This is a genomic window from Nocardia sp. NPDC005366, from assembly GCF_040606855.1.
In the GTDB taxonomy this organism is placed as follows: Bacteria; Actinomycetota; Actinomycetes; order Mycobacteriales; family Mycobacteriaceae; genus Nocardia.
In genome coordinates this window covers 1-22655 of sequence record NZ_JBEXFQ010000002.1, presented here as the reverse complement: position 1 = coordinate 22655, position 22655 = coordinate 1, and the positions used below count along the sequence as shown (strand labels likewise).

The window sequence follows — 22655 nt, the reverse complement described above, 5'->3', positions numbered from 1 at the left end:
TTTCTCTCTACAGGATCAAGAGCGCGGCAAAGCCGCGCCGCCCAGGTGCCCCGTCCTCGCTCCGCTGCGGGCGGGCACCCGGGCGCAGGACCACAGGGGGTGATGGACTCCGAACCACCACACCAACGCCTACAACATCCACCCAGTCACTCTGCGCGGACCAGCCATCAGGCTCAGCAGACATACGGGCTGCCGCACCCCTCCGGGGCTTGCCACTATCGAATACTCTCGTTTGAGCGTTGGCCTTTTGGTGGGCCGGTTTGTGCGGCAAAACAGTAACGTGCGTACTGCCGGTTACGGATATAGTCCGGATGTGTCAATGCCGATAATTGGAGCGGATTCATGGACGAAATCCTCGATATCAAACAGCAGCACACAATCTGCCATGTATTGATCCATAAGATCGTCATATGACGATACGCCTCGAGCAAGATGATGGACGGCATCGTTCCGAAGAGAATTGAAAGTTCTGAGGCGAGTGACTAGGTCTCCGGGAAATCCGTTACTTTCGGCTAGGGCTACAGTTTGTCCGAACGTGATTCTATCGGTTGGCTGAAACTCTCGGCTACGGTGAATGATCAGCCAGTTCCTTAGTTCAATTTCGATCAGCGTCGCATCGATCGAGACGACCTCAAGAAGGTGCTGCCCCTTGGCTGCTAACGTGCGAGTGAACTTAATTCGGCGAGCGTTCGCGTAGCCTACGTCCTGGTTCGCAAAGCCGAAAGAGTTCGCATTGCTAACGTTTCGAAGGCTGCCGGTAAGGTCGCCGAGCTCTGCTAACTCCGCGCTTGTCAATCTCTCCTTGCTGTGCAGTTCAAGGATGCGATCTCGTGCCGTCCTGGCCTTACTGAGTTTGGCTGACTCAGAATTCATAAGGTCGCATTGAATTGCGAGATCTACGATGTCAACACGTGGATCGCTGGCGTCGGCGCTTCCTTCTCTTGAACTAGATCCGACCTGAATCAAGTTACTAGTTATTGTATCGAGGCTGCCGTGTGTGGCTATCTTGCGGTGTGCAAGGACGATGCAGCGCGTGCCTGAAGGATAAGTTTCGATGGCACTCTTCAGGGCAGCTCTAAGTACATTAGGGGTGTCGAGATATTCTTGCCTTCCAACCACGGTGTATCCGGTTGTCAGTTTCAGTCCGATTTGAATTGCGCTGCGTGCTACAGCGACGCTCTTGGAGCTAACAAACGCGACCGATACCCCGGACGCTGAAAGGTGAAGCACAAGTTCACGTAGTCCGACTCGAGGCTGTGGTGGGTTTTCAACCAACCAAGTTTGCTCAAGCTCTCGGTATACTTCATCAACCTTAGAAAGGTACGTGGATGCTGATTCCGCGATTAGCGACATAAATGCCAGAGGATCGCGTGTTCCTAAAGTAAGTAGCGCGGAATGCATTCCGCGTTCTCTGAGCTTTCCGGTGATTCGTTCTGGAATTATCGGTCTAACGTCGCGAAACGCAATTTCTTCGGCGACAATGATCACAGCGTCAAAGTCGGCCGCGAATGCTGGAGGATTCTCGCGGTAGCCACTCATCTCAGGTTTGGTTGCCAATTTCTGTGTAGTTAAGCCGACGGAACCCCGATGCTACCTGTGACAGTCATGTAGCGAGGCAAGATTTTAGACGCGCCATTGTGCGCTGTCGACCGGCGAGCAAGAGGTAGTGGCACCCTTGTGTTGAACGTCACGATGCTTCGAAAATCGCGTGTTATGCCTGATAGGAGTGGGTTCTCTGGATGGGCTGTTGCTACCTGTAGGTCAACTAGACCGTCGTCCAGTAGCCGATGGCGATATCCTCGTAGTACACCTCGACTTGCGCGGGGTGCTTCTCGGTGGCCTCGGCCTTGACGTGGTTACGCGGCACCTTCTTGGTGCGCAGAGTACGCACCGCGTCGGTGCGCCAGGTGTCGGAGGAATCATCGAAGGACCAGGCCTCGGCGACGTCGAGCACGGGGAGCTTCTTCACGAAGGCGTGCAGTTCGGCCAGCTGCTTCTCCAGAAACAGCAGGTAGGAGACCGGGACGCCGGTCAGCAGCGTCGTACCGTCGACGGTGACGTCGCCCTTGGCCTCGGTATTGGCCCAGTCCTTGGTCGCCGTCACGTCGAACAGGCGCGTCAGGGTCGCGGCGGTCTGGCGCAGCACTTCCTCGGACTTCACCTGGACGCGCGTCGACTCCGGCGGAAGCTGCTCGCCCTCTTCGTCTTTCGGCTGATACGTGCGTGCGATACCGGCCAGCAACGCCGACTTCTGCAGCGCGCTCTGCGCCTCGGCGAGTTCGCGCAACGCGCCGCTCTTGACGCCCTTCTCGACCGCGATGATCTGATTGAGCTTGGTCATCGTCTGCCTCCCCTCGGCGCCGCTCGGTACGCGTACGCCGAATTCATTGCACCGCAGCATGGTTCGCTCTCGGTGACCTCGGGTGCGGCGCCAATTGTGCTACCCCCCGCCGCGATTGCCACGGTACTGATCGGGGGGTGGCCGCGCATCCGAATTAATGGAGATCCGCTCCAGCCCGAAGCAGGTGGATCTGTACCTGGATGTGCGAGAATCGGTGCCTTCGAGGGCAATCACACGTAATGATCGGAGCCTCGGCATGCGGAAGTACGTTCCATGGATCGGTACGACAATTCTGGCGTTGGTCGCGTTGACGTTCGGTGCGACTTCGGTCCTGTCGTCCTGGCCCCGATGGGTTCTGGTCTCGGTCGGTGTGCTGATCCTCGTCGGTGTCGTGCTGAGCTTTCCTTGGCCGACGGCATCCGGACCGCGCTCCTTGCTCGGTGGCGGCCCGCACATGACGCAGAAGGCCGGAGATAATTCACGGCAGATTCAAGGTGCCCGGGACGTGTATGTCGAGGGTGGTATGGGTGACGGGGGCAGAACGGCCGACCGTCGTGAAGGATAAGAGCCAGAGAGCCGGGAACCATTCGTTTCTGGTACAGGGCGAAACAGTCAATATCAACAGCTCTTCGAACGGCGCTCGTTCACGGTCGTTCTGGATACTTACTGTCAGTATCGTGGTTGTTGTCGTGCTCGGAGCCTTCATCGGAATTCAATTCTTGCGTAAGTCGGAAGTCCGTGCCGAGGTCTTTCTCGCCCCCAGCGACGCGGCGGGTGACCATCCCTTCATGCCGATCTCGCCACCCGCTGTCGGTCCCTTCTCGACAGGACCGCGGCCAACGTTCACCGCACCGACAGGCGACACTGCTGTCGGTGCCAAACAGGTAGTCGGAAGCGAGCCGGGGGTGTACGGGGGGCTGCGGAATCAAGCGACCGGCGGTCGCGACGAAATTGTCGCCTTCTACGAAACACATCCGGATCGAGCCCGCGCATTCGTCGACGCCCTGAGGGCTGATCCAGCATTCGACGAGACCGGGGGCAGCTCCCTGCAGGTCTCTGGTTTGGCTGACTATCTGCGAACGCTGACCCCCGTCATATCGCGTATCGACATCAGGGTGACCGATCACGAGTTCGCCGATGGCAAAGTCTCGGCGCGCGAATCGGTCCTGCAAGCAGGTACCGCAATACTCATCGACCTGTTCGGCGTACCACGCGTACGCAGTATCAGCGGGTCGCCGCTGACCGTCTCGACGCCGTCGAATCGAATCCCGGATTTCACCGGCAGCCGATGGCCGCAATTTCAGCCGGGATTCATTGCCGCAATGACGGCATCGTCCTCACCTCAATCCAAGTTCATCCTGGTCGATATCGTGGTCGTCGTGGCATTCGATCGCCGAGTGGGGACAGTCGGTGACGGGGATAGCGACACCACGGAACCGGTTGTGCCTGGTCCGGATTCGTCGTCGTCATCGGTGGAACCATCGACGCCGCGCAGTTCGTCCGCTGCGCAGACCCCGGAGTCGGTCGGGCTCGACCTGTCAGGGCCGTGGGTTCTGCAGTCGACGCCGGAGAATACGTCCACGGGAACGGTGACCGAGGCAGGTGACGGATTCCGGTTCAACTCCAACGATCCGAGAACAGCGGTGTGGGATTGCCTCCTCAACGGGCGCCCAGGGCAGTCCGCCACTCTGACATGTACTTCCGAGTACTCGACCTGGGTCGGCAGCGGTGAGATCGTCGCGATTCCTTGGGGCAGCCGGACTAAATTCAGGTTCGATGGCATATCTTCCGGCGTGGTAGCCGGAATGCCGATGATCCTGCGCCCCAGCTGATGACAGGGCTGACGGCATCCGCGAGTCGGGAGCCCACTGCGTGGCGCAGACAATGATCAGGGGTTTCACGTGCGAAATGTGTATGCGGAGATACAGCCGAGCCGAGATGACGGATCCTTGTGAAAGATAAGAACCAAGAAGCCGGAGACAACTCGACGCAGATTCAAGGCGAAAGCGTCACGATCAACAACTACCTCGGTGGCGCGGCTCAGCCCCGGCGCGACAACCCCACCGGTCGTTCACGATATATGTGGTTGCTCGTCGTGGCTCCCCTGGTGGTCGTGGTGATCGGTGTCGCCATTGGAATACCACTGCTCGGCCGGCGTGACGGTTCATCCGACCCGGCGGCGAACATCGCTTCGATCCAGCCGTCGGTGCCCTCGACGCCGCCGCCGACTGCTGGCGTTCGGCCGAAGCCGGTTACAGGCTGGTACGAGTTGGTCCAATATCGCGCAGTCGTGTGGAACAACGGATTCGACATCATCGACCCGGTCCGCATCGGCGCCCAATCGTTTCCTTCCAGCATTGTCGGGAACTATGCGTCGAGTGCCGGCGACCAGATGAACAAGGCGACGTGGGCGCTGGCGGGGGCGTGTACCACACTGTCGATGTGGATCGGCAAAGACGCCGATTCGTCGTACCAGGCGGGCGTGGGTCGATTCGTTATCTCAGTCGACGGACGCGAGATATTCTCTGCCGACAGGTCACTGCGGGACGCGGCGCAGGAAGTCACTCTCGATATCTCGGGGGCGGTGCAGGTTACGTTGTTCGACACCCGGCGCGGGCAAGAAGCGAGGAACGCGTGGGGGCGACCGCGTGTCGAATGTTCCTCCCCTCCCGGTCCCAAGCGCTGACGCCGCGCATCGGGCTGCCGACTCCCGAAATCGGCGGATATGCCGTAACCGCTGGGCCTGAGCGGATTCCAGACCTCGAGGGTGTCTTCGCTGCTCATGTCCGCGGTCAATTTCGTCCACGCCGGCGATGACGTGGCCGCCTGGCCGGGGTGGTGGTGTCGATGCCGCGTTCGAACGCGACCAGGTCGATGTCGCACTCATCGAGCACGGCGGCAAGTTCGGTGGTGTGCCGTACCGAACCAGACGACACGATAGGCGCACTCGTGAGAGACCGACCAGGATGTTAAAGAGGTTGTGCCGCTTGGATTCAGCAGTTGTTCCCGGCGGCGCGCCGTATATCATCTAAAGGCTGTCTCCGTTCCTCGTGTCATGCGTACGATCAACTCGACCGATGCTCCAGGTTCGAGTGGAGGTGCGCATGCCGAGGCTGTTACCCAGACGATTCTGGCTTGAACTGATCTTCGCTGCTATGGCTGGCATTCTTGCTGTGCTAACGCTGATCACGCGTGAGTGGATCGAAATTATCTTCGGCGTCGATCCGGACCACGGTGACGGCTCCCTCGAATGGTTTATCGTGCTCGGTTCAGCGTTGATCGCCGTGTCGTTGTCGGTCCGAGCTCGAATCGACTGGCGACGGGCACGAGTCGCCGAGGGGTGATTCATAAATGGCCGGCAAGCTCGCCGATTCGATTGCGCGTCTCCTTTCGGTCCTCGCCTATGGACTTGCGGTACTTCTACGCATCCTCGTCTATGAGTGGGTCCCCGCGTTAGCGGATCTGCTGCGGCAGATCCGCGTGCTGATGAGACGGTGGGCACTGCGGCGCAGGGTGCCTGAGCGTCATCGCAAGGTCAGCGAGGGCAGATGCGTGCCCATCGATGCTGCCCGCGTTTCCCATCCAGACCCGCTGATCTACTCCCAGGGCGAGCTGATGCGCCTCGGATTGGCGGTGACATGGGACAACCCCGATATCCAGATCTATCGAAATGGTGCGGCAGTGTCATCGTCGGATCTGGAACCGGCCACCACCTACGAGGTTGTGGCGCGTGTGTGGAACAAGTCGACCGATGCCCCGGTCATTGGTCTCCCGGTCTATTTTTCCCAACTGAGTTTCGGAATTGGTGGACATCAGGAACCTATTGCCGCCGCTTCGATCCCGCACGTTGGTGTGAAGGGAGGGCCCGACAATCCGGCATTTTGTTCGGTTCAGTGGACCACACCGCACACGCCCGGTCATTACTGCATCCAGGTGATGCTAGCCCCCGTGGATGACGCCGACTTCGGCAACAACCACGGTGCGGAGAATACGTTGGTCGGGGTGTCGCACTCACCAGCGAAGTTCGACTTCCAGCTTCGCAACGACACGCGACGGACCCAGGTGTATCGGTTTGAAGCCGACACCTACACCATCCCGGAACTGCCGGGTTGCAGCCAAGAATATCGACCCAGTCAGCCACTTCCTGTCCGGACAGTGGGGCCACTCATGCCAGAACACAGGAGATCCGCCGTGCCGGCCGAACATGACCGCGCGAGTTATCCCATCCCAGAGGGCTGGCGCGTCGACATCATTCCCGACCGCCCAGTCCTTCCTCCCGGAGAAGCCGCAGCGATTGAAGTGGTGATAACACCACCGGCCGGTTTTCACGGTCGACAGACATTCAACATCAACGGCTTTCACGAATTAGGCCTCGCGGGCGGTGTGACGTTGTTCGTAGTCACACCCTGATCAGGGGAGCATCGATGAGTTACGTTCAGTACACGAAGTGCGTGGCGAAGGACGACAAGACCTACCCGGCCTGGGCGCCTTCGCCGACGACGACGCTCATACTGCTTTCGATCCCGGTGCTCCTAGCGTCCTTGGCGCTGCCGTATCTGGCCGCGGTTGAAGTCCCACTTCTGATCGTCTATTGCCGATGGTGGCTGTACGACCGGCTGATCTGTCTCGGTGGTGACGCATGTGCGATCGGCCTGCTCGGTGTGGTCGAGCCGCCAACCGAAAAAAGCGGTTTCGACAGTTTCGACACCGACTACAGCATCAACCTGGTACTCGCACCGCACAACATTCAGGAACTTCCACCGGGCTATCCAGCCAGTGTGCCGCCTCCGGACTCTGCGGAGGACGCCACGGAATACTACGAGAAAGAATTCAAGAAGGCGCTGCACCGGCAGATCGCAGACGACGGCATTCAGGGACACCTGATCAAGGAGCAGTCCACCACCAAGGATGCTGGGTGGGACTTCCTGGGCAGCTTCAACAAAGTTGTCGGATCGACCGTGGTCTACCACCACCAGCCCTATCTGCACTGTGAATTCGAGGGCGGCGGCATGTACAAGCTGCTGCAGGCGTTGAAGGTACTACTACCGCTGGCGGTAGCCGCGGCGGTGATCTGCGCGATTCCGGTGATCGGCTGGGTTGCGTGTGCCGTGGCTGCCGCGATCATCGCCGTCATCTCTGTGGTGGGAATAGTGCTGGCACTCAACGACACTGGTTCCCCGAGCATCCTCGACCCCGAAACGGGAAAGACCACAGATGAGCTGCACCCCGGCAGCGATATCCTTTTCGTCGCCGGAACCTGGGTCTACGACAGCGCGCACGAAGGCTGGAACGAAATTCATCCGATCAAGAAGTGTCTGCGGATGGGGAAGGTGAGGTACGCCGCCGATGACGTGATCGACTGGGACGATGCCATCGCCGGATTCATGGTGGCTACCGGCCGCTGGCACTTCGACCCCACTGACAGCACCCATCAGCACGTCGTCAAGGACAGCGGACCTGCAACGGGCCAAGACTTTCGCGATTGGGTCGCATTCACCTGCGACAGAGTCAGCGCGGCAGCATCACCGCTAACCATTGATAATCAGACTCGTCCCGAACACGGCTGGCTTATTCATCCACAGATCGACGGCTGTCGGTCAGAGACGCACAGTCCGCCACCAATTGGGCCGCATTGAAGTCCTCCTGAAATTCAGGACGTCCATACCACTCGCGCGCTGGCGCTGAGACCGGTAACCCGATGCACGCCAACGACGTCGATCTGACTCTGTAGATCTGACACCCGATGTTCCCGGAAAATCGGTAACCATGTTACCGTCTGGCGGTCGCGGCTGTGGCAGGGGTCATTTCCGCTGTCTATCGCGACGCCGGACACTCCAGCGACGGCGCAGGGGTGGGGTCATACGGAGAGTGTCTATGCCTCAGCAGAATCGGTCACGCGCACTGCCGAGATCGCGACGGCGGTCGAGCCGACTGCCTGCGGCGATGGCTGTCGCCATCGCCGTCGTGCTGGCCGGGGCGGGATTCGATACGCAGCAGGCGGCAGCGGCGCCGCTCAGCGGTTTCTACACCCCGCCCGCGGAGATCCCCTCCGAGTCCGGCGCGATCATCAAGACCGCGCCGATGACGATTCTGGCGACTCTGCCCACCGAATCGGGCTGGCCGGTGCAGGCGCGACACGTCATGTACAGCACTCGGCTGCAGGATGGCTCGCCGGTAGCGGTGACCGGCACCTATATCGAACCGAACGGACCGTGGCAGGGGCGTGGCCCCCGCCCGACGGTGGTCATCGCCCCCGGCACCTCGGGCCAGGCCGACCGCTGCGCGATGTCGGTGGCGTTCTCGACCGGCCTCACGGTATCCGCCGATCCGTCGCCCTCGGTCTCGGCGAATCAGGAGCTGCCGTCTTCGGCGGTGTGGAGCGCGTTGGGCGCGCGGGTACTGGTGACCGACTACATCGGCCTCGGAACCCCTGGGATCCACACCTACGCCAACCGGATCGAAGGGGCGCACGCAGTACTCGACGGAGTCCGTGCGGCCAACAGCCTGGCCGGTGTCGGGCCCGAGACGCCGGTGGTTCTCTGGGGCTACTCCCAGGGCGGCGGTGCGACGGCCGCCGCGGCGGAGTTGCAGCCCGCCTACGCACCGGAACTGAATCTGAAAGGCGTATGGGCGGGTGGGCCTGTCGCCGATCTCGCAGTGATCCTGCAACGTATCGATGGCGCGTTGATCGGCGGGGCCATCGGATTCGCGATCAACGGCATGCTCGCGCGCTACCCGGAACTCCACAAGGCCGTAGACCGGGTGACCAGTCCCGCGGGACGGGCGATGCTGGACGAGTTGAGCGACGAGTGCATCGGTGACGTCATCATCGAACATCCCTTCCTGAAAACGAGTTCGATGACGATCGACGGGCGGTCGCTGAGCGAACATCTCGCCGGAATTCCCGAAGCCACACCGGCGCTGGCGGAACTGCGTGTCGGCAGCCTGACCCCGGCCGCGCCGGTTCTGATCACCAGTGGCCGCAACGACGACACGGTGCCCTACACGCAGGCCCGCCGCCTCGCCGAGGATTGGTGCGCCAAGGGGGCGACGGTCACCTTCCGCACCAACGAACTGCCGCCGATCCTGCCCGGCGCCACCATTCCCAATCACTACGGTCCCGAGATGATCGATGGCTTCGGTCCCGACAACGCCATCACCTATCTCCTCGACCGTCTCGCCGACCGACCCGTCAGCGGCTGCACTCTCGACTGAGTGACCTCGCGTCGCGACGTGCCGCAGGTGGTCGGGCGGCGCGGCCATCGCCCGACCAGGTGCGGCAGTTCGACGTGATGGCCGATGCCGCGGGCTAGGTCGTCCGCGCGGCCGGCATCGGCAGCGCAACCGGTTCGTACGGGAGTTCGGGCCGGTAGACACAGCGCGTGCGGGTGTAGATGGTCGGCATGCATTCGTTGCAGTGCACGCACGCCGACTGCGTCGACGCGTCGGATCGTATGCGGTGCAACAGATCCGGCTCCCGCAACAGCGCGCGGCCCATCGCGACGAAGTCGAACCCCTCGGCCATCGCCAATCGCATGGTGTCCATATTCGTGATGCCGCCCAACAGGATCAGCGGCATGGACAGTTCGCGGCGGAACTGACGCGCTCGCTCGAGCAGATACGCCTCGTGATAGGGGTATTCCTTCAAGAACGCGCGCCCGATCAGCCGGAAGCCCCACCGTGCCGGGCCGGGAAGGGTTTTCGCGAACGAGCGGCGCGGCGCGTCGCCGTGGAAGAGCAGCATCGGATTGAGCAGTGAACTGCCCGCGGTCAATTCGATCGCGTCGAGGGTGCCGTCGGCCTCCAGCCATGACGCCACCTGTAGCGCCTCGGGCACGGTGATACCGCCCCGCCTGCCGTCCTCCATATTGACTTTGGCGGTGACAGCCAGCCGCCCGCCCACGGCATCGTTGACAGCACGGGCGATTTCGCGAGCCAGCCGAGCCCGGTTCGCGAGCGAACCGCCGTAGCCGTCCTTGCGGCGGTTGAGCAGCGGGCTCAAGAAAGCGCTGGTCAGATAGTTGTGACCGAAATGGATTTCCACCGCGTCGAATCCGGACTGTTCGGCCAGCTTCGCGGCGTCGGCGTGCGCGGTGACCAATTCCCGGATCTCGGACTCGTCAGGAACTTTCATCGGACGCATGCCGAGCGGGCTGAACAGGGGGCTCGGCGCGAGCGCGGGCACGCGATTGGAAGCGGCATTGGCGACGGGCCCGGCGTGGCCGAGTTGCGCGCTCGCCGCCGCGCCCTCGGCATGGACGGCGTCGGTCAGCTTCCGCAGCCCCGCGACGGCTTCCGGACGCATCCAGATCTGATGCCGGTCGGTTCGCCCACCCGGCGCGACCGCGCAGTAGGCGACCGTCGTCATCCCCACGCCGCCCGCGGCCACTTCCCGGTGGAAGGCGATCAACTCGTCGGTCACCAGCGCGTCGGGGGTCCTGCCCTCGAACGTGGCCGCCTTGATCACCCTGTTGCGCAATGTGATCGGCCCCAGCTTCGCCGGTGCGAACACCTCGTTCATGGTCACTCCTGTGTCGGTGCGGTGAGGCCGGCTATGACGAAGTTCCGCAGCGTCGCCACCGCTCGCTCCGAGATGCCGTGTTCCTCGATTTCGGGGCTGCCGAAACGCATGATGATGAGGTCGAATGCGAGCATCCAGCGGCGTCGGCTCTCGCCGGTGCTCACTCGGGGCAGCAACGCGGCCCACGAGTCCATGCGGAACCATCGCCCCTGCCACGAGGTGAGGTGACGTCCCGCCACGAACCGGGCCAGCAGGCGCAGATGCAGCCTGCCCACCGGATCTGCGGCCAGATCCAGGAACGGAGCGAGGACGGCATCGACGAGGGCGGGCACCGAATCGGGTCTCGCGGCGGTGGCATCGGCCATTCCGCTCGCCCACAGCGGGCCGAGCTGATCCTCGATCAGTGCCCCGACCAGCGCTTCCTTCGAGCCGAAGTGGTAGTGCACCGCCGCCGGATTCACCCCGGCCTCGGCGCAGATCGACCGCACCGATACCTCGTCGTAGGGCTCGGTCAGCAGCAGGCGCTGGGCCGCCGCGAGCAGTCGCTCGCGAGTGCCGGTGGATACTCTGTCGACCATGCTCCAAGTAGAACACGTTTCAATCGTCAGTTCAATCAATGATTGAATCGGTGCCTGACGGGACGCTCGGCATCCCGTGCTCCCGTGACGATGTGGACACGACGGCATCGGAATCGGGCGGGGGGCCCGTAGCTGCGTCGGCAGGCGCTCGCGCGGTAGCGCGACGCGCCGTGGTGACCGCCGAGCAGACGAGGCGATCAATGAGACAGCGGCCCACCGCTATCGGATACCTGTGCCGCGATGTGTCCGGGGTGTCGCGGGAATGGCACGAGGTTCGGATTCGCGGTATGGCGCGGCGAATCGCCGACCACCGCCGATAAAGGGGATTCGCTATTCGAATGATGGTTCGCCGATACTCGGGCATCGATAGATAGAATTATCACGCGGAAGGGTGATGAATGGTGCGATATTCGGTTGTCGGTCGCCGGGGCCGAGTGGAGTGCGCGCATCGGGGCGGTGTCATCGACGTATCGACGACACCGCCCCGGTCATACGGAAATACTATGCGCAGTCCGAGCGCAGCTTACCCAGTGCATTGATGATCAAATACGCGTCGGCGGGCGTGGTGGCGGTCTGGAGGGCATTGATGAAATTCTGGACATCGGCGCGACCCCGATCGGTGGTCAGCTCGCCCAGTCGCCCCCGCAGTTGTCCGATGTAGTTCTCCTTGGCCGCCTGCGACTCTTCCAACGGGAGGCCCTGTAACGGCGTCAAGGTGCTGACGGCGTTGTCGGCGATCGACGCGAGAGTCCCGCAGTCCGCGGCGATATCGGGGCCGGGTTCGGCCACGGCGGTCGGGGACATGATGCCGGTCATCGCGGTAGCGGCGGCCAGTACGGCCAGGACCATTGCACTTCGTTTTCTCATGACAATCTCCACTGATTTACTGAATTATTCGCCGGGTAGTGCTGCCGACGTCGGTCCGGCAGAGCGGCGAATAAGGGGAGGGTCATTCATATGACCCATGAGAAGCCGGGCGAATGCGGTCGACGGATTCGTGTCGCCACAACCGTCGTACCGCCCCGACTTTCGACAGCTTCCGTAACTCGGCGAGCGGTATTGCTCGACTGGTTTCGAAACCTGTCATGAATCGAAACATTACAGCAGTTGTTATGGGTTCCCAGGGGCCGCCGCGAAATTCTTGCATCCGCCCAATCCTTCGGATCGTCGTCCGACATCGGCGATTCGACCGACTGTCTCAGTCTGTCCGGCGCATCCAGAGGTAATGCCGACGAAGGTGCGATACGGTCCGACGAGTCGACCGTGCGCGCATATCGTGAGGATTGTGACGCATCACGAGCGCTGTATCCGCTCGGTCACGCGGTACGAGTAGTCGCACGCTCGGGACCCGGGGTGCCGAATCACACACCCGCACACCCATTGTCGGAGCGGGCGTCGGTGATGAGACTTGTCGGATGCGGACGGATGTGGAACCGGATCTGATGCGGCGATGGGTGGCGCTCGCCGACGCGCGGGCGGAGTCCGTCGGTGCGGAACTGGTGGCCCGATACGCGCAATCGCATCGTCGGTATCACAACGTGGACCATCTCGCGGCGATGTTGACGGTCATCGATGACCTCGCCGAGGAGACCTCGCCGAGGAGACCTCGCCGAGGACGCCGACGATATCGACGCGGTCCGCTACGCCGCCTTCTTCCACGACGCCGTCTACGCCGTCGACCGTGCCGATAACGAGGAGCGCAGCGCCGAACTGTCCGAGTCGGCACTCGCGGCACTCGGCGGATCGGCGGAACTGATCGCCGAGGTGGGTCGATTGGTGCGGCTCACCGCCCGACACGCTCCCGAACCCGACGACCGCAACGGCGGCGTGCTCTGCGATGCTGATCTGGCCGTACTGGTGGTCGCCGCCTGTGACGAGGCGTATGTCCCGCTCGTCTCAGGGACAGCCGAGCGGCACGCACGCCACGGGAGCCGACAGTCGGAGGCCGCAGCGCCCCGTCCGTCAGGTGAGGACGAGCAATTCGGTGGGGGAGGCGATTTCGATCCGAAGCCCCGCCTTGGTCGCGACCCGGGCGACGGCGCGGATATCGGTCGGGTCGGCGCGGGTGACGACGAGGGCGCGGGCCAACAGACCTTTGTGGTGCTTGTTGAAATGACTGACCACGGTGCGGCTGCCGTCGGGATGTTCGGTGAGCACATTGGCGGTGATCGCGCCGGGGACGCGGCCGAGTTGCTGGTAGGTGCCGGAGCGGAGATCGATGACGAGTTCGCCCGCCGCCTCGGCTGCCAGTGCCGGGCCGAGTTGATCGCGCCACATCGCCGAAAGGGTGGGCAGGCCGGGGAGTTTGGAGCCGCCGGAGAGCCGGTAGGCGGGGATGGGGTCACCCGCGCGGACCGCGCCGAACAGCGCCGAGCCGATGCCGAGCCGGGCGTAGGCCTTCTCGCGCTGCACCTTGGTGAAACTCTTCGCGTCGAGCGCGTCGTAGAGCACACCGGTGTAGCGCTGCAGCGCGGGACGGGTGGCGGAGGTGCGCAGTGCGGCATTGCGGGCGATCTCGTCCTCGGCCCCCTTGCCGAGACCGAGGACGTCACGGGAGCCCCGCGGGTCGGCGGCCAGCCGGATCAGTTCGGTGACGAGCGTGTCGCGCACGGCGGTGAGCTGCGGCATCGCGAGCTCCGACAGTTCGAGCGGCGCGCCGGCGCCGCCGTCGGATTTGGTTTCGGAGGGAGGCAGCAACACCAGCACGAGCCGATACGGTACCGCCGCGCGCGTCCGGGGCGAGGAGGTGGTGGGCTCGCGCGATCGCGGCGCGCGGCGAAACGGGTATTGCGTTGCGAGGTCCACGTGACCGGCGACTACGCTTTGCACCCGTGATCACCCGCCTCTCGAGACTGTTCCTGAAGACCCTGCGCGACGATCCCGCCGACGCAGAGGTGCCGAGCCACAAACTGCTCGTCCGCGCCGGTTACGTGCGCCGCGTCGCCCCGGGTGTGTACTCGTGGCTGCCGCTGGGTCTGCGGGTGCTCCGGCAGGTGGAGAATGTCGTCAGGGAAGAAATGGACGCCATCGGCGCCCAGGAGATCTCGCTACCGACGCTGCTTCCCCGCGAGCCGTACGAGACCACCAACCGCTGGACCGAATACGGCGACGGGCTGTTCCGATTGCAGGATCGCAAGAAGGCCGACTACCTGCTCGGACCCACGCACGAGGAAATGTTCGCGCTCACGGTGAAGGGCGAATACAACTCTTACAAGGATCTGCCGGTCGTGCTCTATCAGATCCAGACCAAGTACCGGGACGAGGAACGTCCCCGCGCGGGCATTCTGCGCGGTCGCGAATTCATCATGAAGGATTCGTACTCCTTCGACTTGAACGAAGAGGGCCTGAAGAACAGCTATCAGGCGCACCGCGATGCCTACCAGCGCATCTTCGAACGACTCGGCGTGAAGTATGTGATCGTCGCCGCGACCTCCGGCGCTATGGGCGGCAGCGCGTCCGAGGAGTTCCTGGCCGAGAGTCCGGTCGGCGAGGACACCTACGTGCGTTCCGAGGAGTCCGGATACGCGGCGAACGTGGAGGCCGTGGTCACCCCCGCGCCCGCGTCGCTGCCGGTCGACGGCCTGCCCGCCCCGGTTGTCCACGACACCCCGGACACCCCGACCATCGCGGCCCTGGTGGACTGGGCCGATGCCGCGGGCGTGCTCGATCGCCCGGTGACCGCGGCCGACACCTTGAAGAACGTCATGGTGAAATTGCGTCACCCGGACGGCAAATCCGAAATCCTCGGCATCGGCATACCCGGCGATCGCGAGATCGATGACAAACGTCTCGGCGCTTCCGTCGAACCGGCCGAGGTGGAAATGCTCACCGACGCCGATTTCGCGGCGAACCCGTTCCTCATCAAGGGTTATATCGGCCCTAAAGCATTGCAGGACAACGGGGTTCGCTATCTTGTCGATCCCCGCGTCGTGACGGGAACGAGCTGGATCACCGGTGCGGACGTCGCGGGCAAACATATCGTCGGCTTGGTCGCCGGACGTGATTTCACGCCCGACGGCACCATCGAGGCCGCCGAAGTGCGTGACGGCGACCCCTCGCCGGACGGGCGCGGCACCCTGGTGTCGGCCCGCGGTATCGAGATCGCGCATATCTTCCAGCTCGGCAACAAATACACCGATGCCTTCGAGGTCGACGTGCTCGGCGAGAACGGCAAGCCGGTCCGGCTGACCATGGGTTCCTACGGTGTCGGCGTTTCCCGCATGGTCGCGGTCATCGCCGAACAGCAGCACGACGAGAAGGGGCTGCGCTGGCCCTCCGAGGTCGCCCCGTACGACGTGCACGTCGTCATCGCCAATAAGGACGACGCGGCGCGCGCGGGCGCGGAGCAGGTCGTCGCCGGCCTCGACGCCCGTGGGCTGGACGTGCTCTTCGACGACCGCACTGCCTCGCCCGGCGTGAAGTTCAAGGATGCCGAACTCCTCGGTATGCCATGGGTTCTCGTCATCGGTCGGGGGTGGGCCGAGGGCAAGGTCGAATTGCGCGACCGTTTCACCGGCGAGGCCGAGGAGATTCCGGTCGAATCCGCCGTCGACGCGGTGGTCGCGAGAATTCGCGCCTGACCTCGGCACTGCTGATCGTCGCGGCCCCCGGTTCACCGAACCGGGGGCCGCGTTCGTCCATCGGCCGCGTCCCCGGAGTGTGGAGACGCGGGGCCGCTCGATGCCGATGAGAGCATGGGGGAATTGGCCTCTACCTACCGTTCCATAAGCTGAAATCGCTGGTCGCGCATTCGATGGACCTCGGGTGACGCCCTATTACTCGCTGGTAAGTTGACCGGCATGACGAGCACCGACACCCTGCTGTTCAACCCGTCCACCTACGACCCGCAGCAGTTCGACGTCGAGACCCGGCGGCTGCTGAAGGCCACCATCGAATGGTTCGAGTCGAAGGGCAAGGCGAGGTTGCTGGCCGATGACCAGGATGCGCTGTGGGTGTCGGACTTCTTGGATTTCGTCAAGAAGGAGAAGTTGTTCGCGACCTTCCTGACACCCGCGGCCTACGGCGACGGCGACCCGAACCGGCGCTGGGACGCCGCGCGCAACGCGGCGCTGTCGGAGATCTTCGGGTTCTACGGATTGGCCTACTGGTACGCCGAGCAGGTCACCATCCTCGGTCTCGGTCCGATCTGGCAGAGCGACAACGAAACGGCCAAGAAGCGGGCCGCGGCGGATCTGCTCGACGGACAGGTGATGGCATTCGGCCTGTCGGAACAATCGCACGGGGCCGATATCTACAACACCGACATGGTGCTGACCCCGACCGAACCGGGGAGTTCGGATGCCGAAGCGGGAATCCTGTTCCGCGCCAGCGGGGAGAAGTACTACATCGGCAACGGCAATGTGGCGAGCATGGTTTCGGTGTTCTCGCGCCGCGCCGATATCGACGGCGCCGATGGTTACATCTGGTTCGCCGCCGACAGTAGGCACGAGGATTACGAACTCATCGGTAATGTCGTCCACGGCCAGATGTTCGTCAGCAATTTCCGGCTCAGCGGCTACCCGGTGCGCGCCGAGGACATCCTGCACACCGGTCCCGAAGCCTTCTCCGCAGCACTGAACACGGTCAACGTCGGCAAGTTCAACCTGTGCCACGGCGGTATCGGCATGGTCGAGCATTCGTTCTACGAGGCCGTCACCCATGCCAACAACCGCATCCTGTACGGCAATCCGGTCACCGAATTCCCGCATGTGCGCGGTAATTTCGTCGACGCCTACAGTCGCATCGTCGCGATGAAACTGTTCAGCGACCGGGCCGTGGACTACTTCCGCAGCGCGAGCCTCGAGGATCGCCGCTACCTGCTGTTCAACCCGATGACCAAATCGAAGGTGACCTCCGAGGGCGAGATCGTGATGACCCTGCTGCTGGATGTGCTCGCCGCCAAGGGTTTCGAGAAGAACACCTATTTCGCCGAGGCCGCCCGGCTGATCAATACGCTGCCCAGGCTGGAGGGCACCGTGCACGTGAACGTCGGCCAGATCCTGAAGTTCATGCCGAACTACCTGTTCAACCCGAGGGACTACCGGGAGATCGGGACCAGGCAGGACGCGGGTGACGAGGAATTCTTCTGGCGCCAGGGTCCGGCACGCGGCGCGGGCAAAGTCCAGTTCGCCGACTGGAGTCCGGTGTACGAGAAGCACGCCGACGTGCCGAATGTGGCCAGGTTCTACGAGCAGGCGCAGGCGCTGTGCACCCTGCTGCGCACGGCGGCGCCCGGCGAGAGTCAGCGCGAGGATCTCGACTTCATGCTGACCATCGGCCACCTGTTCTCCCTGGTGGTCTACGGTCAGCTGATCCTGGAGCAGGCCGCGATCACCGGTCTGGACCGTGATGTGCTCGACCAGATCTTCGATTTCCAGGTCCGCGACTTCAACGGCTACGCCACCACGCTGTATGGGAAGCCGTCGGCCGTCGCGGCACAGCACGAGTGGGCCATCGGGGCCCTGCGTACTCCCGTGGCGGACCAGGGGCGTTTCGACCGGGTCTGGGAGCGGGTCGTCGCCAACGACGGCGCCTACGAGATGCGTCCCTAGTCTTGTCGCCCGTGAACGGCAGGTCGAGAACCAGCCGTTCACGCACGACCGGGCCGTCCCCGAGCCGCGCGGGTCGCACGCACGCGTCAGACCAGGTACAGGTCGACCACCAGATCGGCGCAATCAGGCTCGGCGCGGGGTGATCCGTTCGGATTCGCCTCGGCGTCGCTGGTATCCCGCTCGACCTCACCTCCCCTGGCCGGGCTCGGCCCTGCCGTCAGAAACGCGGTGACAGCGGCCACGGTGACGACGAGGAATATGCAGAAGCGGCGTGCGGAACGGCTCATGAATCCTGTCCTCCGGCAATCCCTTTGGGCGGCAGCACGATGACGAAGAACTATTCGGTGCGGCGGTCGCGGGGGATGGGCGCCGGTTCCGGAGCGCCGGATTTCCGCACCCGGGGGCGTCCGAGGCCTGGCGTGGCGAAGAGTAGTCCCGGGGGGCGAACGGGCGGGATGGGCCGCCCGCGCTGCCCCGTGGGTGCGGACCGGCGCTGTCCGGGCGAATCAGGCGCGACCGGGGAAAGCGATCGTCGGGGGATTCGCGCCGAGGATCGCCTGCCAGGTCGCCAACCGCAGCGCGCACTCGGTGAGTGCGTCGACGCCGATACCGCGGGCGGATTCGCTGTCGGCGTGTTCGACGACCGCGCGCCAGGCGACGGCGGCATCGTTTTCCACGGTGACCGCGAGTCGTGCGGCGGGTATCGGGTCGTCCACCGGGAACGGGGTGGTGTACGCGGCCTCCGGTGCGGGGGCGGTGACTCCCGCGGCTTTCAGCGCTTCCACCGTGGCGTCGCGGCGGGCGCGATGGGCGGCGGTGTCCTCGGCGACGAGGCGGGTGCGTTCGGGGGAGGCGTATGCCGCGATCACCCCGTAGGCGTACACCGCCGCGTGCTCGGCCGCGAGCGCGTCGAGCATGGCGCGGCGTTCGGCATCGGTCATGCGAGCAAGACTCCCGTCTGGGCCGCGCAGGCCGCGCTGATGGAGGCCAGTAGACCCGCGCGGTAACCGGACTGGGTCCGAGCCAGTTCGGCGCTGGATTGCCGCGACCGCGTCAGTTGGTCGCGTAACTGCGCGACGGTGGGTGGAGCGATGGGCGGCGCGGCAGTGCCGGGCGCGGCGGGCGAGGGACCCGGACCGGTGGAAGCCGGATACGGCTCGGCGGTGCGATGCACGGGGGTGGTTCCGTCGCCGTAGACCCCGATCACCCGGTTGATCTCGGCGCGCAGCGCCTCCGCGTGTTCGGTGCGCTGCGCGGCGACGGCGTTCAGCGCGGCCTGTCGTTCGGGGGCGAGCGCGATCGCCGCGCTCGCTGCGGCGGCGTCGGCCCGTGCCAGAACCTCCTGCGCGGCAAGCGGATCGGGAAGATAGATCGGTTCATCGGAACACGCGGTCACCGCCACGAGGGCCAAGGCTCCCACCGTCGCGCCACCGGCCAGCCGCAATGCCGCGCGCCGATCGAATACCGGGCCACGGCCCATCGTCGCACCAGTGGATTCGTAATCCACCGCGGCGGTGCGCATCTCCCACGCGCCCTCCGGGCGACCCCGGCCTTCTCCGGTCCGGGACAGCGCGCGCCGAAGGTCGTCCGCGCGGGCGTCGTCCGCGACCGCGCGTGGCGCGAACGCTCGTTGGGTCGCCCGGTATTCGTGCGCCGGGCGGGTGTCCGCGCCGAGCCGATCGGCGGGGTGGCCGGAGGCGCGCTCGGTGCGCGTCGTGACGGGGTGGCGGATGGGCACGGCACCATCGTGCCAGATTCGCGATGCCGCTCCGACCGGGGCGCGAGGGCGGAGTTTCGTGGTCACGTCCGAGGGAGCGTACCCGGCAAACTTGCCACAGGCCGTTGGTCCTTTACACTCTCGTGGCGCGTTACGCTAGACCTTCGGTACAGGAAATTTGCCGTCGGCGTCCGCTTGCACGCCGTTGGAAGAACAGCGTTCGAAGAAACCAGCTCGCGTCACAACTGAACCAGGAGCCGCCCCACATGCCGATGCCGACCGAGGAAAGGGTGAGCCAGCTAGTAGCTGGTCTCGTCGAGCGCCGAGGATTCGACCTCGAGGGCGTCGATATCTCGACGGCCGGTAAGCATGCGGATGCGCAGACTCGGGTGAAGGTGATCGTCGACAGCGACGCGGCCTCCGATCTGGACGCCATCGCCACCCTCAGCCGCGAGCTGTCGGAGGTGCTGGACGCGGCGGGCGATTTCGGCGATACGCCCTATCTGCTCGAGGTCACCTCGCCGGGGATCGATCGTCCGCTGACGGCCGAACGGCATTGGCGGCGCGCACGCGGCCGCAAAGTACGGATAACCTTGCGCCCCGGTGCGGAACCTCCGGATCCCGGAGGACACGCCCGATTCGAGGCAAGAGTCGGCGCGCTGGACGGCGATTCGGTGGCACTGGTGCTTGGCGGTAGACATAAACCGCACCGGGTCCCGGTTCCACTGGCCGATATCGCGGAGGCGGTCGTCCAGGTCGAGTTCAACCCGCCGGGTGTGCGGGAGCTCGAACTCGCGGGCGGCGTAGCGCCCGGCAGACCGACGCCGGGACAGGATGTCGAGGACATCCGAGGAATTACCGATGCAGTACCTGCAACAGCGTCCGATTCGCCGACCGAAGGGATCGTGGAATGAACATCGAAATCGAAGCCCTGCGCGCGATTGTCGCCGACAAGGGGATCTCGATCGAGACTGTGATCTCCGCGATCGAGTCGGCATTGCTCACCGCGTACCGCCACACCGAGGGCCACCAGCCCAACGCCTACATCGATATCAACCAGAAGACCGGCGTGGTCAGGGTGATGGCGCGCGAGCTGGATGCCGACGGCAATGTCGTCTCCGAATGGGACGACACCCCCGAGGGATTCGGCCGCATCGCGGCGACCACCGCGCGCCAGGTCGTGCTGCAGCGGCTGCGCGACGCGGAGAACGAGAAATCCTTCGGCGAGTTCTCGACCCACGAGGGCGATATCGTCGGCGGTGTCGTCCAGCGCGACGCTCGCGCCAACGCGCGCGGCACCGTGGTGGTGCGCATCGGCAGCGAGTTGCACGGCACGGAGGGGCTGATCCCGCCCGCCGAGCAGGTGCCGGGGGAGACCTACGAGCACGGCGACCGGATCAAGTGCTACGTGGTCGGCGTCACGCGCGGCCAGCGCGGCCCGCAGATCACGCTGTCGCGGACGCACCCGAATCTGGTTCGCCGGTTGTTCGCCCTGGAAGTGCCGGAGATCGCGGACGGTTCGGTGGAGATCGTCGCGGTGGCGCGCGAAGCAGGCCATCGCTCCAAGATCGCGGTCCGCTCCACGGTGTCGGGCGTCAACGCCAAGGGCGCGTGCATCGGACCCATGGGCCAGCGTGTGCGCAACGTGATGAGCGAACTCGCGGGCGAGAAGATCGACATCATCGATTTCGCCGAGGATCCGGCCACCTTCGTCGGTAACGCGCTGTCCCCGTCGAAGGTGGTGTCCGTCACCATCGTGGACCCGGAAGCCCGTGCGGCGCGGGTGGTCGTCCCTGACTTCCAGCTGTCGCTGGCGATCGGCAAGGAAGGCCAGAACGCCCGTTTGGCGGCCAGGCTGACCGGCTGGCGGATCGACATCCGCAGCGATGCCGCCCCTGACATGGGCGGCAACGTGCGCACGGAGGCGCACCGAAGTTGACCGAGGGGGGCGCGCCACGGCGCGCGACGGTCGGTCCGGCGAGTCCCGAGCCGGACCGGGCGAGTCTGCGATCGAACGACCGGAATGACATGTCGGTGACTTCCGCGGGGGCGGAGTTCGGTGTTCCGAGCGGTACAGCGGTACAGTGGTCTCAGGTTCAGCGCGAGCCTTCGGTATCCCTACCGGAACGCACCACCGAGATCGACCCGGCGCGCCAGCGTCGATCGGCTCCGGTGCGCACATGTATCGGATGCCGGAAGCGCGAGTTGGCCGTCGATCTGTTGCGGATCGTGGCACAGGATCGGAATTCCGGTGACGGGTTCCGCATCGTCGCGATCGTTCCCGATCCGCGGCGCAGACTTCCCGGAAGGGGTGCCTGGTTGCACCCCCTTTCGTCTTGTCTGAGCGCGGCAGAGCGACGCCGAGCATTCGGCAGAGCACTACGAGTGTCCGGACATCTGGATATCTCAGCCCTGGAGCATTACCTCGAGAACAGGCACGAGCACTCATGAGCACACCGTGAAGTACCAACGATGAACGTCCGTCGGAGATAACCCGAGGTCGTGCGGGCCGCCGTCCCCTGAAACGGCGGAGCTGCTCGACCTCTCAGTGAGGAGAGCAGTGGCAGGCAAGGCCCGCGTGCACGAGTTGGCAAAAGAACTCGGTGTCACAAGTAAGGAACTACTCGCGAAGCTCAAGGAGCAGGGCGAGTTCGTGAAGTCGGCGTCTTCGACAGTGGAAGCGCCCGTCGCCCGTCGGCTCCGCGAGTCGCTGTCGGCGAAATCCGCCGCGGCGTCGGAATCCAAGTCCGGGGCACGCCCCGGACCCGCTTCGTCGGCCCGTCCGGGCGCGAAGCCCGCCGGTGGCGGCCCCCGCCCCGGCCCACGTACCCCGGCTCCGTCGCAGCCCGCCGCTCCGGCGGCAGCCGCCTCGGTAGCTCCCCCGGCCCCCCCCGGGGGGGCCCCCCCCCCCCCCCCCGGGGGAGGGGGCACCCGGGCAGGGCCCGGC

At 64.4% G+C, this 22655-nt stretch carries 21 protein-coding genes; 12 read left to right on the top strand and 9 right to left on the bottom strand.

Going from position 1 to position 22655, the window contains the following annotated elements; genetic code table 11:
• Positions 1-294: 294 nt before the first annotated feature.
• Together ABZS43_RS02350 and ABZS43_RS02345 are read right to left on the bottom strand one after the other, a co-directional pair.
• A complete protein-coding gene (locus ABZS43_RS02350) occupies positions 295-1539 on the bottom strand; it encodes a hypothetical protein (protein WP_355034005.1) in 1245 nt (414 codons plus the stop codon).
• Positions 1540-1765: 226 nt separating this feature from the next.
• A complete protein-coding gene (locus ABZS43_RS02345) occupies positions 1766-2341 on the bottom strand; it encodes a hypothetical protein (protein WP_355034004.1) in 576 nt (191 codons plus the stop codon).
• Positions 2342-2850: 509 nt separating this feature from the next.
• Between ABZS43_RS02345 and ABZS43_RS02340 the strand changes: the two genes are divergently transcribed.
• The 6 genes from ABZS43_RS02340 (at position 2851) to ABZS43_RS02315 (ending at position 9556) form a co-directional block, all read left to right on the top strand.
• On the top strand, positions 2851-4173 hold the full coding sequence (locus tag ABZS43_RS02340) for a DUF6777 domain-containing protein (RefSeq protein ID WP_355034003.1): 1323 nt from the start codon (positions 2851-2853) through the stop codon (positions 4171-4173).
• 119 nt (positions 4174-4292) lie between these two features.
• Positions 4293-5027 carry an NPCBM/NEW2 domain-containing protein gene (locus ABZS43_RS02335; RefSeq protein ID WP_355034002.1) on the top strand — a complete coding sequence of 245 codons (735 nt, stop codon included), beginning with the start codon at positions 4293-4295 and terminating at the stop codon, positions 5025-5027.
• 391 nt (positions 5028-5418) lie between these two features.
• Entirely contained in the window at positions 5419-5685 is a 267-nt protein-coding gene (locus ABZS43_RS02330) for a hypothetical protein (protein WP_355034001.1), read from the top strand.
• A gap of 7 nt (positions 5686-5692) precedes the next feature.
• Positions 5693-6751, top strand: coding sequence for a hypothetical protein (locus ABZS43_RS02325; protein ID WP_355034000.1), 1059 nt, complete (start codon positions 5693-5695; stop codon positions 6749-6751).
• A 14-nt stretch (positions 6752-6765) separates the two neighbouring features.
• Complete coding sequence (locus tag ABZS43_RS02320; protein ID WP_355033999.1) at positions 6766-7977, top strand: hypothetical protein; 1212 nt, start codon at positions 6766-6768, stop codon at positions 7975-7977.
• A gap of 307 nt (positions 7978-8284) precedes the next feature.
• Positions 8285-9556, top strand: a complete 1272-nt coding sequence (locus ABZS43_RS02315; protein ID WP_355033998.1) for a lipase family protein — start codon at positions 8285-8287, stop codon at positions 9554-9556.
• A gap of 94 nt (positions 9557-9650) precedes the next feature.
• Here ABZS43_RS02315 and ABZS43_RS02310 read toward each other — a convergent pair whose 3' ends face one another.
• The 4 genes from ABZS43_RS02310 to yaaA all read right to left on the bottom strand — a co-directional run bounded on the left by ABZS43_RS02310 (position 9651) and on the right by yaaA (position 14146).
• Complete coding sequence (locus ABZS43_RS02310; protein ID WP_355033997.1) at positions 9651-10862, bottom strand: NADH:flavin oxidoreductase; 1212 nt, start codon at positions 10860-10862, stop codon at positions 9651-9653.
• A 2-nt stretch (positions 10863-10864) separates the two neighbouring features.
• Positions 10865-11440 (bottom strand): TetR/AcrR family transcriptional regulator, encoded by a 576-nt coding sequence (locus tag ABZS43_RS02305; protein WP_355033996.1) that lies wholly within the window; start codon positions 11438-11440, stop codon positions 10865-10867.
• A gap of 501 nt (positions 11441-11941) precedes the next feature.
• Positions 11942-12307: a hypothetical protein gene (locus ABZS43_RS02300; RefSeq protein WP_355033995.1), complete on the bottom strand. Its 366-nt coding sequence runs from the start codon at positions 12305-12307 to the stop codon at positions 11942-11944.
• A 1095-nt stretch (positions 12308-13402) separates the two neighbouring features.
• Positions 13403-14146 (bottom strand): peroxide stress protein YaaA, encoded by a 744-nt coding sequence (gene yaaA / locus ABZS43_RS02295; RefSeq protein ID WP_355034357.1) that lies wholly within the window; start codon positions 14144-14146, stop codon positions 13403-13405.
• Between the two features lie 125 nt (positions 14147-14271).
• On the opposite strand from yaaA, the gene ABZS43_RS02290 reads away from it, so the two are divergent.
• Both ABZS43_RS02290 and ABZS43_RS02285 read left to right on the top strand, forming a co-directional pair.
• Positions 14272-16020 carry a proline--tRNA ligase gene (locus ABZS43_RS02290; RefSeq protein ID WP_355033994.1) on the top strand — a complete coding sequence of 583 codons (1749 nt, stop codon included), beginning with the start codon at positions 14272-14274 and terminating at the stop codon, positions 16018-16020.
• Positions 16021-16239: 219 nt separating this feature from the next.
• On the top strand, positions 16240-17991 hold the full coding sequence (locus ABZS43_RS02285; RefSeq protein WP_355033993.1) for an acyl-CoA dehydrogenase family protein: 1752 nt from the start codon (positions 16240-16242) through the stop codon (positions 17989-17991).
• Positions 17992-18077: 86 nt separating this feature from the next.
• Here ABZS43_RS02285 and ABZS43_RS02280 read toward each other — a convergent pair whose 3' ends face one another.
• The 3 genes from ABZS43_RS02280 to ABZS43_RS02270 all read right to left on the bottom strand — a co-directional run bounded on the left by ABZS43_RS02280 (position 18078) and on the right by ABZS43_RS02270 (position 19729).
• Entirely contained in the window at positions 18078-18278 is a 201-nt protein-coding gene (locus ABZS43_RS02280; RefSeq protein WP_355033992.1) for a hypothetical protein, read from the bottom strand.
• A 219-nt stretch (positions 18279-18497) separates the two neighbouring features.
• Positions 18498-18932, bottom strand: coding sequence for a ferritin-like domain-containing protein (locus ABZS43_RS02275; protein WP_355033991.1), 435 nt, complete (start codon positions 18930-18932; stop codon positions 18498-18500).
• Entirely contained in the window at positions 18929-19729 is an 801-nt protein-coding gene (locus ABZS43_RS02270; RefSeq protein ID WP_355033990.1) for a hypothetical protein, read from the bottom strand. The genes ABZS43_RS02275 and ABZS43_RS02270 overlap by 4 nt, the downstream gene beginning before the upstream one ends.
• A gap of 245 nt (positions 19730-19974) precedes the next feature.
• On the opposite strand from ABZS43_RS02270, the gene rimP reads away from it, so the two are divergent.
• From rimP to ABZS43_RS02250, 4 genes are all read left to right on the top strand, one after another.
• Entirely contained in the window at positions 19975-20622 is a 648-nt protein-coding gene (gene rimP, locus ABZS43_RS02265; RefSeq protein ID WP_355033989.1) for a ribosome maturation factor RimP, read from the top strand.
• On the top strand, positions 20619-21647 hold the full coding sequence (gene nusA / locus ABZS43_RS02260; protein WP_355033988.1) for a transcription termination factor NusA: 1029 nt from the start codon (positions 20619-20621) through the stop codon (positions 21645-21647). Before rimP ends, nusA begins: the two co-directional genes overlap by 4 nt.
• A gap of 200 nt (positions 21648-21847) precedes the next feature.
• Positions 21848-22159, top strand: coding sequence for a YlxR family protein (locus ABZS43_RS02255; protein WP_355034356.1), 312 nt, complete (start codon positions 21848-21850; stop codon positions 22157-22159).
• A 109-nt stretch (positions 22160-22268) separates the two neighbouring features.
• On the top strand, positions 22269-22655 hold a 387-nt coding region (locus ABZS43_RS02250), incomplete at its 3' end, for a translation initiation factor IF-2 N-terminal domain-containing protein (RefSeq protein WP_355034355.1).

Coding starts and splice junctions, on each gene's coding strand:
- ABZS43_RS02350 (WP_355034005.1), bottom strand. CDS start 1,539: ATGAGTGGCTACCGCGAGAATCCTCCAGCATTCGCGGCCGACTTTGAC.
- ABZS43_RS02345 (WP_355034004.1), bottom strand. CDS start 2,341: ATGACCAAGCTCAATCAGATCATCGCGGTCGAGAAGGGCGTCAAGAGC.
- ABZS43_RS02340 (WP_355034003.1), top strand. CDS start 2,851: ATGTCGAGGGTGGTATGGGTGACGGGGGCAGAACGGCCGACCGTCGTG.
- ABZS43_RS02330 (WP_355034001.1), top strand. CDS start 5,419: ATGCTCCAGGTTCGAGTGGAGGTGCGCATGCCGAGGCTGTTACCCAGA.
- ABZS43_RS02325 (WP_355034000.1), top strand. CDS start 5,693: ATGGCCGGCAAGCTCGCCGATTCGATTGCGCGTCTCCTTTCGGTCCTC.
- ABZS43_RS02320 (WP_355033999.1), top strand. CDS start 6,766: ATGAGTTACGTTCAGTACACGAAGTGCGTGGCGAAGGACGACAAGACC.
- ABZS43_RS02315 (WP_355033998.1), top strand. CDS start 8,285: ATGGCTGTCGCCATCGCCGTCGTGCTGGCCGGGGCGGGATTCGATACG.
- ABZS43_RS02310 (WP_355033997.1), bottom strand. CDS start 10,862: ATGAACGAGGTGTTCGCACCGGCGAAGCTGGGGCCGATCACATTGCGC.
- ABZS43_RS02305 (WP_355033996.1), bottom strand. CDS start 11,440: ATGGTCGACAGAGTATCCACCGGCACTCGCGAGCGACTGCTCGCGGCG.
- ABZS43_RS02300 (WP_355033995.1), bottom strand. CDS start 12,307: ATGAGAAAACGAAGTGCAATGGTCCTGGCCGTACTGGCCGCCGCTACC.
- ABZS43_RS02285 (WP_355033993.1), top strand. CDS start 16,240: ATGACGAGCACCGACACCCTGCTGTTCAACCCGTCCACCTACGACCCG.
- ABZS43_RS02280 (WP_355033992.1), bottom strand. CDS start 18,278: ATGAGCCGTTCCGCACGCCGCTTCTGCATATTCCTCGTCGTCACCGTG.
- ABZS43_RS02275 (WP_355033991.1), bottom strand. CDS start 18,932: ATGACCGATGCCGAACGCCGCGCCATGCTCGACGCGCTCGCGGCCGAG.
- rimP (WP_355033989.1), top strand. CDS start 19,975: ATGCCGATGCCGACCGAGGAAAGGGTGAGCCAGCTAGTAGCTGGTCTC.
- nusA (WP_355033988.1), top strand. CDS start 20,619: ATGAACATCGAAATCGAAGCCCTGCGCGCGATTGTCGCCGACAAGGGG.